Origin of the sequence: Pseudomonas ulcerans, from assembly GCF_036324125.1 — a bacterium.
Lineage (GTDB): Bacteria > Pseudomonadota > Gammaproteobacteria > Pseudomonadales > Pseudomonadaceae > Aquipseudomonas > Aquipseudomonas ulcerans.
In genome coordinates this window covers 23,686-37,387 of sequence record NZ_JAZDQN010000007.1, presented here as the reverse complement: position 1 = coordinate 37,387, position 13,702 = coordinate 23,686, and the positions used below count along the sequence as shown (strand labels likewise).

Here is a 13,702-nt window from a genome sequence, read left to right as displayed (position 1 = left end):
CCACGCCTGAACACTTTCCGCGCGCTTGTCCGACTCATAGGTGATCCCGGCACTTGCTGGCTGAATTTCCTTGAGAGAGCCCCATGACATCGACCCGCTCCCCCCGCCGCTCGCCCAATCTGCGCACCAGCGTCGCGCTGTCTCTGCTGCTTGCAGGGCCTGCCGCTGCACTGGCTGCGCCAGCCCACGACTACGTGCTGAGACAAGGCGACCTGGGCGAAGCATTGACCGGCTTTGCCGCACAGGCCGGGGTGGTGTTGTCCTTCGATACCCGCCTGACCGTCGGCATGCATACCCCGGGTCTGCGCGGGCAGTACTCGGTGGAAGAAGCGCTGGCATTGCTGCTGCGTGGTACCGGTCTGCAGGCCGTGCGCGAAGCGGATGGCCGCTACAGCCTGGTGAAACTGCCGGAAGACAGCGCCATGGTACTGGCCCCCAGCACCATCAACGCCCAGGGGCTGGGTGAGGTCACCGAAACGACCGGGTCCTATACCACGGGCTCGGTCTCCGTCGGCAAGACCCCGCAGGCGATCAAGGACACACCGCAGACCGTGAGCGTCATCAGTCGCCAGCGCCTGGAGGACCAGAAACTCACTACTGTTGCCCAGGCGATGACGCAAACCACCGGCATCAGCCTGTTCGAGGGTAGCCTGACGTCCACGCGCTACCTGTCCCGTGGCTTTGAAATCACCAACTTCCGCGTGGACGGCGGGGCGTCCATGGCCGATGGCGTGTGGAAGAATTCCGACACAGCGATCTTCGATCACATTGAAGTGCTGCGCGGCGCCGACGGCCTGTTCGCCGGCGCTGGCGAGCCGGGGGGAACGGTCAATTTCGTGCGCAAACGCCCGACCTTCGAGCCCCAGGCCAGCATCACCACTTCGGCAGGCAGCTGGGACGACTATCGCAGCGAACTGGACATCAGCGGTCCTCTGGCAGCCGACGGCAAACTGCGCGGCCGAGCGGTCATGGTCAGCCAGAACAAGCAGTCCTTCATGGACGACGCCAGTGCCAATCACGACCTGTTCTACGGCGTGCTGGAAGCCGACCTGACCGACAGCACCAACCTGTTCGTCGGCCTGAGCCGAGGCCGTTACCGCGACAGCGACCAGACCTACGGACTACCCCGCTACAGCACCGGCGAAGACCTGAAACTCTCGCGCAGCCTGTTCCTGGCGGGTGCCGACGACTACTTCACACAGCGCGAGAACAGCTATTTCGCCACCCTCAAGCAACAACTGGGCGAAGACTGGAGCCTGAACCTCGACACCCTCTACACCCGCCTGCTCACGCAGCGCGACTACTACAACTTCAACGGCGCGATAGACCCCGCCACCGGTAGCGGCAGCGGCGCGGAATGGGGTTACCAGGACGCCAGGGCCCACGAACGCTCGGTCGACCTGTCGCTGCGCGGCAATTTCACCAGCTTCGGCCTGGAACACAGCCTGGTGGCCGGCTGGATGTGGCACGACTTCGACACCCGCACGCCCTTGTACACCGGCGGATTCGTCAGCGTGCCGAACATCTTCGCCTTCGACCCCAAGGACTACCCGAGCCGCAAGGCACAAGCCGTGCAGAACGGCAGCAACCAGACGAAAAGACGTACCGACGGCCTCTACACCAACCTGCGCCTGCAACTGGCCGAGCCGCTGCACTGGTTCATCGGTGGCAGCCTGACCAACTACCGCTACGCCTACGACTACACCGATACCGTCACTGGCGTCGTCTCGCCATCTCGCTACGAGGACAGCAATGTGTTCGTGCCCTACACCGGCCTGACCTACGCCCTGACGCCGCAATGGACCGCCTACGGCAGCATCAGCGAAATCTACAAGTCCCAGGCCGATCGCCTTGCCGGCCCGCTGCCGGGCGGCAGCTCGCTCGATCCGATCACCGGGCGCAACCATGAACTGGGTGTGAAGGGCTCGCTGTGGGATGGCCGGGTCAACACCTACGTGGCGCTTTACTACATCAAGCGCGAGGGCGAGGCGGTGCGCGACCCGAACAGCGGCTCATCGAGCAACCCGCAGACCGGTGCCAGTTGCTGCTTCCTGCGCGAGGGCGAAGTCACCAGCAAGGGCATCGACCTGGAAATCAGCGGTGAGGTGCTGGAGCGCCTGCAGGCCACCTTCGGCTACACCTACAACCACATCGAAAAGAACGCCAGCTCGCTCGACTACACCTCGCTCACGCCCAGGCACCTGGCCAAGCTGTTCGCCACCTATCAACTGCCGGGGGCCTGGTCGGCGTTCAAGCTCGGCGGCGGAGTGACCGCGCAAAGTGCCAGTTTCGTCAGCGGCAGTGCCCTGCTACGCGACAGCAACGGCAACCTGACCGGGCAGAGCCAGAGCTACAGCTTCAGCCAGGCCGGCTACAGCCTGTGGAACGCCTTCGCCCATTACGACGTGGACGAGCACTGGAGCCTGGCACTGAACGCCGAAAACCTGTTCGACAAGCGTTACTACTCGACCGTGGGGTATTCGGACTACGCCAACTTCTACGGTGAGCCGCGGCGTTATGTGCTGACGTTGAGTGGGCGTTTCTGAGCTGGAAGGATCAATTCGGCATCAAGGACACTCAGCGATCCTGCGGTACCGGCCAGCACTGCGCAGCATGCAACACTCGCAGGATCCGCAACGTGGATGCACCTTCCATGTAAATGACGATGTAGCTTGGGTCCACTCAAGCCCGAGCACGACGCTTCCTGTCGATCAATGCCTGCACCTCATCCATGACCTGCTGATGCGGTACCGACGGACGAGTGTCCTCCAGCGCCTCCCGAACCTTGGCCCGAAACCATTGGTCATGAACCTCGGGATCGCTGGCCAACCCTGCCGGCAACCCGCCCTCTTTGGTAACCCGGGTCAGGAAGATCCGCACCGCATCCGAAACGGACAAACCAACGTTGGCCAATGTCTCCGTCGCCTCGGCTTTCAACTTGTCGTCGATGCGAATGTGGAGCATGGAAGTTTGAGCGGCCATTGTGATGACTCCAGGTTCTGGTTTCGCCAGTTTGTCTCTCAATCGATACACGCTCAAGGGCCTTCCGTCAGCCCCTGAGCTCATCCAGGCAGCGGCGAAAGCAGCAGAAGCCCCGATCGCACAGGGCCTCTGGTTCCAAAGCGCCGTTACGCCGAATGCACCTTGCGCCCACTCACCCAGGTTTCCTGCACCTGGATATCGCGCATGCCGGCGGCATCGGTGGCCGTCCATTGCAACGGGTCCTGGGCCAGGATTACCAGGTCGGCCTGCTTGCCCGGCAACAGCGAACCGACCTGATGATCCAGGTGGCATTGCCAGGCCGCATCGATGGTCACCGCGCGCAGGGCCTGGTGCACGTCGAGGCGCTCGTGCTTGTTGAGGATGCGCTGATCCTCATGGGTCTCATCCACCACCGCTTCCATCACCCGGCCTATCGACTGCTCCATGTAGCGCAACGGACCGAACGGGGTGACGAAACGATCGCTGTGCAGGCTGATGCGCAAGCCGCCCTTCAGTGCCGAGGCGCAACGATCGAGCATGTTCGCGCGCGCTTCGCCAAGGATGGTTTCCTGGAACGCCCGCCCCCAGTAACCGACGTGGCCGATCAGGAAGCTGGGGGAGATCGCCATGCGTTTCATCAGGGCGATGGCATCGTCATGCAACAGCGAGCAGTGCTCGATGCGATGACGCTGGTTGGCCCAGGCCGGCACACTGTTGAACGGCGGCTCGGGCAGTTGCTCCTTGTCGGTGGGCACGGTGCACAGGGCCAGCTGGTAGGCGGAGAGCACGTTGTCGATGGCTTCGTCGCCGTTGGCATGGGTCAGGATCGGCCAGCCCTTGGCGCAGACATCGGCCATGACATTGGCCAGTTCGCGCACCGGGTCGTAGTTGAACAGGCCATAGGCGCCGACACCCGGCACCTGGTGCTCGTGGCAGCACTTGTAGGGTTCGCTCTGCAGGCCGGTAAGCCCTTGGTTCGAACCATCGGCGATCAGCTTCATCGCGCGCAGCGTGAACAGCTCGTCGCCTTTACTGTCCAGCTCGGGGTGGTAGGAGCTCAGCCAGGTCTTCAGGTCGGCATCATTGCTGCCGTACAGCGCACCGCCCACCCGCAGCGTCAGTACATGGGTCTTTGCCAGCAGCCGCATCAGGCCTATTTCGTACTGCTTGCCGACCAACCCGACGCTCGCATCGAATACCGTGGTGATACCGCGCTTGTTCGCTTCCGTGAAGATCTGCTTCAGATTGTGGAAAAACTGGAGCGCCCCCGGTTGAGGAAGTTTCGGGATCATCTGTGCCGACTGAGTTTCAGTCAGGACGCCATCCGGGAACTGTTCATCGAGACCGGCGAGCTTCAAGGCTGCCGTGTTCGCATAGCTGATATGACCGGACGCATTGAGCAGGAAGACCTTGATATCGGGGCCGACCTTCGCGCAGATGTCGTCCAGCGTAGAGGCGGTAATGTCCTCCCATTCCGCCATCAGCGATGGGTCGACACCGAACCCCGTGACCCAGCGCTGCTTCAAGGGCTGGTCTTTCACCTTCTCGGCGGCCCCGGCAATCAGCTCCTTGATCTTCTCCAGGTTGTATTCCGTATTCAGGCGCTGATCCTTCTTGATCGGCGACAGGTCGGTCCAATCGGCGATCAAGGCACTGGACATCAGGTGCGCATGTGCATCGATCAAGCCTGGCAGCAGGGTCTCCCCGGCTGCCAGCGGACGATCGACCGGCTGGTACTGCTGCATCGCCTTGCGCACATCATCGAGCGAACCGCTGGCCTTCACCTCACCCTGGGCGATGCCGATGGCCGCGACCTTCTGCCCCGGCCGCTCGGGATCAGGGTAGATATGCCCGCCATGGAAAATCACCGCTTGCTGGCCGCCATGGGGCGTCAGTGACTCGGCCTCGGCAAGCAAGGCCTGCCAGGCTTCCGGACCGTTCTCGAAGCGCGGGAGCATGTTGGGTGTACAGCAGGCACAGCCGAATTGAGGACGTTGCGACATGATGATTCCTTTCAGTGTGTGGTGGTCTGGGAATGACGCTGAACATCGCATGGCACGATTTCAGTCCGGTTATCCACGTGTCCCGCAGCGCAGCGGGGTTCGAGAGGCCGTCCTGTTCCCTGCTCGATCGTCTGGCTAACTTAGCACTACGAATTATGTGCGTATAAGAATTTGGTCCGTGGACTTAGCAATTCCCGCGGGCGACCAGAACGCGAGGCCGTCATCATTCCCATCCACCAACGACACTGATAACATCCAGACCCTTATTTTTCGCGGTGTTATTCAGGACCACGTCCTTGATGGCAGCGTGCCAGGCCCAGTGCGCAAGGAACGAAGATGACCACTGAAACATCCCCTCAAGACACCCGCTATTTCGTGCATCCATTGGCCGATGTGCAAAGCACCGCCATCGGGGAGGGGAGCAAGGTCTGGCAGTTCTGCGTGGTACTGAAAGGCGCTCGCATCGGCGCCAACGTGAATGTCTGTTCCCACTGTTTCATCGAGAACGACGTGGTGATCGGCAACAACGTGACCGTGAAGAACGGCATCTATATCTTCGACGGCATTACCCTGGAAGATAACGTGTTCGTAGGCCCGAACGTGACCTTCACCAACGACAAGAGCCCGCGCTCGAAAGTCTATCCCGACGCTTTTCCCAAGACCCTGATCAAGAAAGGTGCCTCCATCGGCGGGGGAGCGGTGATACTGCCGGGCATCACCATCGGTGAGAATGCCCTGATTGGCGCCGGCGCCGTCGTCACCAAGGACGTTCCCGCCAACGCCGTGGTCTACGGTAACGCGGCAAGAGTGCAGAAGATCCTTGGTGAATAAGGCCTGAGTGCGCAGGCTTCGCGACAGCCAGCCATGAAAAAGCCCGCATCGATGCGGGCTTTTTCATGGGGCAGGCTAAGCGCGCGGGATCACTCCCACTCGATCGTCGCCGGCGGCTTGCTCGACACGTCGTACGTCACCCGCGAGATACCTTCGATCTCGTTGATGATCCGGCCGCTGACGGTTTCCAGCAGCTCGTACGGCAGGTGCGCCCAGCGCGCGGTCATGAAGTCCACGGTCTCGACGGCACGCAGGGCCACGACCCAGGCGTAGCGACGGCCATCACCGACCACGCCCACCGATTTCACCGGCTGGAACACCACGAACGCCTGGCTGGTCTTGTGGTACCAGTCGGCCTTGCGCAGTTCTTCGATGAAGATGTGGTCGGCACGACGCAGCAGGTCGGCGTATTCCTTCTTCACTTCGCCGAGGATGCGCACGCCCAGGCCCGGGCCCGGGAACGGGTGGCGGTAGACCATGTCGTACGGCAGGCCCAGCTCCAGGCCGATCTTGCGTACTTCGTCCTTGAACAGCTCACGCAGCGGCTCGACCAGCTTGAGGTTCATTTCCTCCGGCAGGCCACCGACGTTGTGGTGCGACTTGATCACGTGGGCCTTGCCGCTCTTGGCGCCGGCCGACTCGATCACGTCAGGGTAGATGGTGCCCTGGGCGAGGAACTGGATGTTCTCCAGCTTGCTGGCCTCGGCATCGAACACGTCGATGAAGGTGCGACCGATGATCTTGCGCTTCTTCTCCGGGTCGGCTTCGCCTTCCAGGTTGCCGAGGAACTGCGCTTCGGCGTCGGCACGGATGACCTTGACGCCCATGTTCTCCTTGAACATGGCCATCACCTGGTCGCCTTCATGCAGGCGCAGCAGGCCGTTGTCGACGAAGACGCAGGTCAGCTGGTCGCCGATGGCGCGGTGCAGCAGCGCGGCAACCACCGAGGAGTCGACGCCGCCGGACAGGCCCAGCAGGACGTTGGCCGAACCCACTTGCTCGCGCACCTGGGCAATCGCGTCCTCGACGATGTTCGAGGCGGTCCACAGGGCTTCGCAGCCGCAGATGTCGAGGATGAAGCGGGACAGGATGCGACCGCCCTGCTTGGTGTGGGTCACTTCCGGGTGGAACTGCACGCCGTAGTAGCCGCGGGCATCGTTGAACATGCCGGCGATCGGGCAGCTCGGGGTGCTGGCCAGGACATGGAAGTCTTCCGGCATGCGGGTGACCTTGTCGCCGTGGCTCATCCACACGTCGAGGCCAAGGACACCGTCGTCATCGACGTGGTCTTCGATACCGTCGAGCAGGCGGCTCTTGCCGACCACGTCGACGCGGGCATAACCGAATTCGCGCAGCTCGGAACCTTCGACCTTGCCGCCCATCTGCTCGGCCATGGTCTGCATGCCGTAGCAGATGCCCAGCACCGGTACGTTCAGGTCGAACACCGCCTGCGGCGCGCGCGGGCTGTTGGCCTCGTGGACCGACTCAGGACCGCCGGCGAGGATGATCCCGCGCGGGTTGAAGGCACGGATCGCTTCATCGTCCATGTCGAACGGGTGCAGCTCGCAGTACACGCCGATTTCGCGCACGCGGCGAGCGATCAGCTGGGTGTACTGGGAACCGAAGTCGAGAATCAGGATGCGGTGAGCGTGAATGTCGAGGGCCATGACTCAATCTCGTCAGTGGTAATCGGAAACGACGCGGGGCTGTTCGATAACAGCCCCGCTTCAAGGTGTTGCCAGGAGCATCAACCTACGCGGTAGTTTGGCGCTTCCTTGGTGATCTGTACGTCATGCACGTGGGACTCGGCCATGCCGGCACCGGTGATGCGCACGAACTCGGGCTTGGTGCGCATTTCTTCGATGTTGGCGCTGCCGGTGTAGCCCATCGAGGAACGCAGGCCACCCATCAGCTGGTGGATGATCGCGGCCAGGGCGCCCTTGTACGGTACGCGGCCTTCGATGCCTTCCGGTACCAGCTTCTCGGCGCCGGCCGAGGAGTCCTGGAAGTAACGGTCGGAGGAACCTTGCGCCTGGGCCATGGCACCCAGCGAACCCATGCCGCGGTACGCCTTGTAGGAACGGCCCTGGAACAGCTCGACTTCACCCGGCGCTTCTTCGGTACCGGCGAACATCGAACCCATCATGACGCAGGAAGCACCGGCGACGATGGCCTTGGACAGGTCACCGGAGAAACGGATGCCGCCGTCGGCGATCAGAGGTACGCCGGTGCCTTCGAGGGCGGCGGCGACGTTGGCGATGGCACTGATCTGCGGTACGCCGACACCGGCGACGATGCGGGTGGTGCAGATCGAGCCAGGGCCGATGCCGACCTTGACCGCGTCGGCGCCGGCTTCAGCCAGGGCCTTGGCGGCAGCGCCGGTGGCGATGTTGCCGCCGATCACCTGGACCTGCGGGAAGTTCTCCTTCACCCAGCGAACGCGGTCGATCACGCCTTTGGAGTGGCCGTGGGCGGTGTCGACGACGACGACGTCAACGCCAGCGGCAACCAGGGCGGCAACGCGCTCGGCGGTGTCCTTGCCGGTACCGACGGCAGCACCGACGCGCAGGCGACCCTGGTCGTCCTTGCTCGCCAGCGGGTAGGCCTTGGCCTTCTCGATGTCCTTGACGGTCATCATGCCCTTCAGGGCGAAGTCGGCATCGACGATCAGGACTTTTTCCAGGCGGTGCTTGTGCAGCAGCTCGCGGACTTCGTTCTTGTCGGCGCCCTCGCGGACGGTGACCAGGCGCTCTTTCGGGGTCATCACGTCACGGACGGAGATGTCCAGGCGGGATTCGAAACGCACGTCGCGGGAGGTGACGATGCCGACCAGGTCGCCGTTGTGCAGCACCGGTACGCCGGAGATGTTGTTCAGGCGGGTCAGCTCGAACAGGTCGCGCACGGTGGCGTCGGCGTCGATGGTGATCGGGTCCTTGACCACGCCGGCCTCGAACTTCTTGACCTTGCGCACTTCGCCGGCCTGCTGCTCGACGGTCATGTTCTTGTGGATGATGCCGATGCCGCCTTCCTGGGCCATGGCGATGGCCAGGCGGGCTTCGGTCACGGTATCCATGGCGGCGGAGACCAACGGAATGTTCAGCTCGATGCCACGGGTCAAACGGGTCTTGAGACTGACTTCGTTGGGCAGTACCTCGGAGTAGCCAGGTACAAGGAGAATGTCGTCGAAGGTCAGGGCTTCTTGGCTGATACGCAGCATCGCGGGGGCTCCCGGGCGGGAAAAATGGAAGCGCGCCATTATACTCATGCGCGCCGATTCGCTCAATGTAAAGATGGGCCTTCGGTCAGTTGCCCGACAGCTTCACCCGCACCACGGCCACCGGCTGGTCGAGCCAGTCGGCGAAGGCGTCGAGAAAGGCCGGCTTGAAACCGGCGTCGGCCCACCCGTTGAAGATGAAACCCAGGTTGGAAAAGGCACATGGCTGCAGGAAAAGGAAGCCGTTGATGTCGTCTTCGTGGGCGCATTCGGGACAGATGAAGTTGTCGGTCTGCGCCGGCATCCACGTTTCCAGGCTGTCGAACAGCGCTTCGCCGATCTCCTGGCGGCACTCGGGGCAGCCCGCTTCTTCTAGAAATCCTTCGTTCGGCGTGTAGATACAGCGCTTGGTGACGATCTCCAGGCCATTGACGCGCTTGCCGAACGGCAGCAGTTCGGGCCGTTCGACGATCTTGCGCGCGCCCTCGGCGATGGCGTGGCCCATGCGGTTGCCGGTGCCGCCGCAGGTGCTGAGGGCTTCCTCGACGATCTTCTCGCGCACCAGCCAGCGCAGGATGGCCCGGGCACGGGCTTCGTGCACGGGAATGGAGGACATGCGGGGAACGATGATGCTCTGGGTGATCATGACAGCGGTCGGGTCGGTGAAAAGTCACCAGTTTACCTGACTCAGGTAACGACCGATCAAAGCCACGCCGCTGGCCAGCACCAGCCAGGTGACCAGGCGCACGAAGGCTTCCCTGGACATGTTCAGGGTCAGGCGGCGACCGATGCGCAGGCCGAGGAACATCATCGGCAGCAGGCACACCGCCAACAGCAGCAGCGGCAGGTCGGCATAGACCCCGGCAATCAGGAACAGGCTCAGGCGCACCACGGTACTGCAGCTGATCAGCGCACTCTGGGTAGCCCGCGCCTGCTCGGTGGAGTCCAGCCGGGCGTTGAGGTACAGCGCATAAAGGAAGCCGCCGCTACCGAACAAGGCGCCGAACAGCCCGCCCACGGTTCCCGCCGGCACCGACCAGGCGGGTGCCAGGTTCGCCGGCTTGACCTTCACCGCCAGGCTGTACAGCGCGTAGGCGCTGACGAACAGGCCCATCAGCAGCATCAGCACATCGGCATGCAGTTTGAGAAGGAACACCACGCCCAGCGTGCAACCCAGCGCCATGAACGGCAGCAGGCGCAGCAGTTCGCCCTTGCTCACCGCCTTGCGCGCCGGCAGCCAGTTGCCGAAGGCGGCGACGAAGTCCAGCAACACCAGCAGCGGGATGATCCGCGACAGCGGCATGAAGTTGATCAGGATCGGCCCGGCCACCAGCGCGGTACCGAAGCCGGCGATGCCGAAGACCACGTAGGCGGCGGCGATGCCCAGCAGGATGGGCAGCCATTCGAGGGATGAAAACGGCAGTTGGGCGAACAGGTTCGAGAGCATCCGGGCAGCACCTTCAATGTTTTCAACGCACCTTAGCCAGCGGGGAGCCATGCCGACTAATATGCAATTTTGCCATCAGCCATCTCGAAACGGCATAGCTCATGATCTCCACCCGCCAATTGCGCTACTTCGTCGAAATCGCCGAGAGCGGCAGCTTCAGTGCCGCCGCCGAGCGCCTCTATATCGCCCAGTCGGCACTGAGCCGGCAGATCCGCGAGCTGGAACAGCAACTCGACACCCCGCTGTTCGAACGCACCGCCCGCCAGCCGCGCCTGACCGCTGCCGGAAGCGCATTCCTGCTGCGGGCACGCAATCTGCTGCAAGACCTGGAAAAGGCCGGCGACCTCGCCCGCGCCGTCGGCCAGGGCCTGCGCGGCAGCCTGCGCCTGAGCCATTCCAGCACGGTGCCGCTGACTGGCGCCCTGCTACAGCGGGTCAGTGGCTACCTGCATGACAACGAAGGCGTGTCCATGGAGATAGCCCAGCTTTCCTCGGAAGGCCAGCTCGAAGAGCTGGCCGAAGGTCGCCTGGATATCGGCCTGCTGCGCTTGCCGGTACTGCGCCAGCACGAGGGGCTATGCGTCGAACCGCTGCTGGCCGAACCGCTGTTGCTGGCCGTTGCCGACAGCCATCGATTGGCGGGACGGGAAAGCGTGCGCCTGGCCGACCTGCGCGAAGAAGCCTTCATCTCCATCCCCCATCGCCAGCGTGGCGGCCTCAGCTACCTCTCGGCGGAGCTGTGCATGGCCGCCGGCTTCTTCCCGCGCCCGGCGCGGGTGGTGTCGCGCAAGACCACCCAGTTGCAACTGATCCAGGCGGGATTCGGCGTCGCGCTGCTGCCCCGTTGCATGCAGGACATCGCCCCGACGTCGCTACGCTTCGTCCCCTTGGCCGATGAGGGCTGCATCAGTACGGTTGCCATTGCCTACCGGCGCGATGCCGGGCAGTTGGTCAGGCAATTCCTCGGTCATATGCATGAGCAGCGTCCTTGACCCTGAAGTAGCTACAGGGTCCAACCTAGGCAAAAACACGGAGGCTTTGCCATGCAACAGGATCAGGACTTTTTGCAACGCACCGGGATATTGGATTTCGACGCCCCGGTCATTACCCGTCTCATCGACAGCCGCGGCTGGCGCCAACTTCCGGTGGAGCAGGCGGCGCGAGCCGTCTATGAGTTCTGCCGCGACGAGATCCTCTTCGGTTACAACACCGGCGCTGACAGCCTGCCCGCCTCGGCGATCCTCGACGAGGGCCTGGGTCACTGCAACACCAAGTCGAGCCTGTTGATGGCCCTGCTCCGCGCCCTCGGCATTCCCTGCCGGCTGCGTGCCTTCACCATCGACAAGCGCCTGCAGAAAGGCGCGATGACCGCGTTCGTCTATTTCATGGCGCAACGGGAAATCCTCCACACCTGGGTCGAAGTGAAACTGCACGAGCAGTGGGTCGTTCTGGAAGGCGTGATCCTCGACCAGCAATACCTGCGGGCAGTTCAAAACAGGTTCAGCAACTGCCAGCACGCGTTCCTCGGCTACGCCGTGGCAACCCCGTCGCTGGCCGAACCAGCGGTGCAGTGGACCGGGCGCGACACCTATATCCAGCGTGAAGGCATCGCCCGGACACTGGGCCTGTATGCCTCACCGGACGATTTCTACCGCGAGCACAAGACCAACCTGAGCGGAGTGAAAGGCTGGCTGTATCGCAACTTCTTCTACAAGGTGCTCAACGACAATGTGCGGCGCATACGCGAGGGCGCACTGGTGGGCCGTAACGGCAGCCGCACCTGCGAGCATCGATGATCCGCAGAGACAGGACACCCCATCCACGATCCTTTATAGTGCCGCCCCATGATCAGAGACCCTTTCGAACGCCTCGGCCTCGACCGTGAAGTGCTCACCGTCAGCCAACTCAACGGCCGCGCCCGCGTGCTGCTGGAAGATGTCTTCAGCAGCATCTGGGTCGAGGGCGAGATATCCAACCTCGCCCGTCCTGCCTCCGGCCATGTCTATTTCACCCTGAAGGACAGCGGTGCCCAGGTGCGCTGCGCGTTGTTCCGCAACAACGCTGCACGGGTCCGCCAGGCCCTGCGCGACGGGTTGGCGGTCAAGGTGCGTGGCAAGGTCTCGCTGTTCGAAGGACGCGGCGACTACCAGCTGATCCTCGACACCGTCGAGCCGGCCGGCGACGGCGCCCTGCGCCTGGCCTTCGAGGCGCTGAAGGAAAAGCTCGGCGCGGAGGGCCTGTTCGCCGCCGAGCGCAAGCGCGCACTGCCCGCCCATCCGCAGCGCATCGGTATCATCAGCTCGCCCACCGGCGCGGTGATCCGCGACATCATCAGCGTGTTCCGCCGCCGCGCACCGCAGGTCGAGCTGAACCTGCTGCCCACCGCCGTGCAGGGCCGCGAGGCCATCGGCCAGATCGTCCGCGCCATCCAGAAGGCCGATGCCCAGGGCTTCGACGCGCTGATCCTGGCCCGTGGCGGCGGTTCGCTGGAAGACCTCTGGTGCTTCAACGAGGAAGCCGTGGCCCGCGCCATTGCCGCCTGCGTGACGCCGATCGTCAGCGCCGTCGGCCACGAGACCGACGTGTCCATCAGTGACTTCGTCGCCGACGTCCGTGCCCCTACCCCGTCCGCCGCCGCCGAGTTGCTGGCGCCGGACAGCAGCGACCTGCAACGGCGCCTGGAAAGCCTGCAGCGCCGCCTGCTGCTGCGCATGCAGAACCGCCTGGCCCACGACCGCCTGCGCCTCGATGGCCTGGCCCGCCGCCTGCGTCACCCTGGCGAGCGCCTGCGCCAGCAGGCCCAGCGTCTCGACGACCTCGACATGCGCCTGCGCCGCGCCTTCGAGCAGCGCCTCAACCAGCGCCGCGAGCGCCTGGCGCGCCTCGACACGCGCCTCGCCGCGCAGCATCCGGGGCGCACCCTGGCCCTGCTCAAGCAGCGTCTGGACAACCTCGCCGAACGCCTGCCCAAAGCCATGCGCGACACCCTCAAGGACCGTCGCCAGCGCCTCCAGGCCCAGGTGCAGATGCTCGAAGTGGTCAGCCCGCTGGCGACCCTCGGCCGCGGCTACAGCATCCTCCTCGACGAACGCGGCCAGGCGATTCGCAGCGCTGCGCAAACGCAGAACGGCCAGCGCCTGAAAGCCCGACTCGGCGAAGGCGAACTGCTGGTGCGGGTCGAGGACAACCACCAGACCCCGGTCACGCTTTCCCTCCTGGACTGAC

At 63.7% G+C, this 13,702-nt stretch carries 11 protein-coding genes; 5 read left to right on the top strand and 6 right to left on the bottom strand.

Annotated features, from left to right (window positions below; translation table 11 throughout):
* The first annotated feature begins 83 nt into the window (after positions 1 to 83).
* On the top strand, positions 84 to 2,546 hold the full coding sequence (locus V0R59_RS08580) for a TonB-dependent siderophore receptor (RefSeq protein WP_330075085.1): 2,463 nt from the start codon (positions 84 to 86) through the stop codon (positions 2,544 to 2,546).
* Between the two features lie 136 nt (positions 2,547 to 2,682).
* Here the strand turns inward: V0R59_RS08580 and V0R59_RS08575 are convergent, their stop codons facing one another.
* Positions 2,683 to 2,982, bottom strand: a complete 300-nt coding sequence (locus tag V0R59_RS08575; RefSeq protein ID WP_330075086.1) for a type II toxin-antitoxin system RelB/DinJ family antitoxin — start codon at positions 2,980 to 2,982, stop codon at positions 2,683 to 2,685.
* Between the two features lie 146 nt (positions 2,983 to 3,128).
* Entirely contained in the window at positions 3,129 to 4,985 is a 1,857-nt protein-coding gene (locus V0R59_RS08570; protein WP_330075087.1) for an amidohydrolase, read from the bottom strand.
* A 336-nt stretch (positions 4,986 to 5,321) separates the two neighbouring features.
* On the opposite strand from V0R59_RS08570, the gene V0R59_RS08565 reads away from it, so the two are divergent.
* Positions 5,322 to 5,816 (top strand): acyltransferase, encoded by a 495-nt coding sequence (locus V0R59_RS08565; RefSeq protein ID WP_330075088.1) that lies wholly within the window; start codon positions 5,322 to 5,324, stop codon positions 5,814 to 5,816.
* An 89-nt stretch (positions 5,817 to 5,905) separates the two neighbouring features.
* On the opposite strand, the gene guaA is transcribed toward V0R59_RS08565, so the two are convergent.
* The 4 genes from guaA to V0R59_RS08545 all read right to left on the bottom strand — a co-directional run bounded on the left by guaA (position 5,906) and on the right by V0R59_RS08545 (position 10,465).
* Complete coding sequence (gene guaA / locus V0R59_RS08560; protein WP_316919148.1) at positions 5,906 to 7,483, bottom strand: glutamine-hydrolyzing GMP synthase; 1,578 nt, start codon at positions 7,481 to 7,483, stop codon at positions 5,906 to 5,908.
* An 80-nt stretch (positions 7,484 to 7,563) separates the two neighbouring features.
* On the bottom strand, positions 7,564 to 9,033 hold the full coding sequence (guaB, locus tag V0R59_RS08555; RefSeq protein WP_330075089.1) for an IMP dehydrogenase: 1,470 nt from the start codon (positions 9,031 to 9,033) through the stop codon (positions 7,564 to 7,566).
* A gap of 85 nt (positions 9,034 to 9,118) precedes the next feature.
* The gene (locus V0R59_RS08550) at positions 9,119 to 9,676 is read right to left on the bottom strand and encodes a sugar ABC transporter ATPase (protein WP_330075090.1); all 558 of its coding nucleotides are present in this window, start codon (positions 9,674 to 9,676) and stop codon (positions 9,119 to 9,121) included.
* A 24-nt stretch (positions 9,677 to 9,700) separates the two neighbouring features.
* Entirely contained in the window at positions 9,701 to 10,465 is a 765-nt protein-coding gene (locus V0R59_RS08545; protein ID WP_330075114.1) for a sulfite exporter TauE/SafE family protein, read from the bottom strand.
* A gap of 113 nt (positions 10,466 to 10,578) precedes the next feature.
* On the opposite strand from V0R59_RS08545, the gene V0R59_RS08540 reads away from it, so the two are divergent.
* The 3 genes from V0R59_RS08540 to xseA are packed head-to-tail and all read left to right on the top strand — an operon-like array spanning position 10,579 to position 13,701.
* Entirely contained in the window at positions 10,579 to 11,469 is an 891-nt protein-coding gene (locus tag V0R59_RS08540) for a LysR family transcriptional regulator (protein ID WP_330075091.1), read from the top strand.
* Positions 11,470 to 11,520: 51 nt separating this feature from the next.
* Entirely contained in the window at positions 11,521 to 12,273 is a 753-nt protein-coding gene (locus V0R59_RS08535) for a transglutaminase-like domain-containing protein (protein ID WP_330075092.1), read from the top strand.
* Positions 12,274 to 12,321: 48 nt separating this feature from the next.
* The gene (gene xseA, locus V0R59_RS08530) at positions 12,322 to 13,701 is read left to right on the top strand and encodes an exodeoxyribonuclease VII large subunit (RefSeq protein ID WP_330075093.1); all 1,380 of its coding nucleotides are present in this window, start codon (positions 12,322 to 12,324) and stop codon (positions 13,699 to 13,701) included.
* Position 13,702 lies beyond the last annotated feature (1 nt).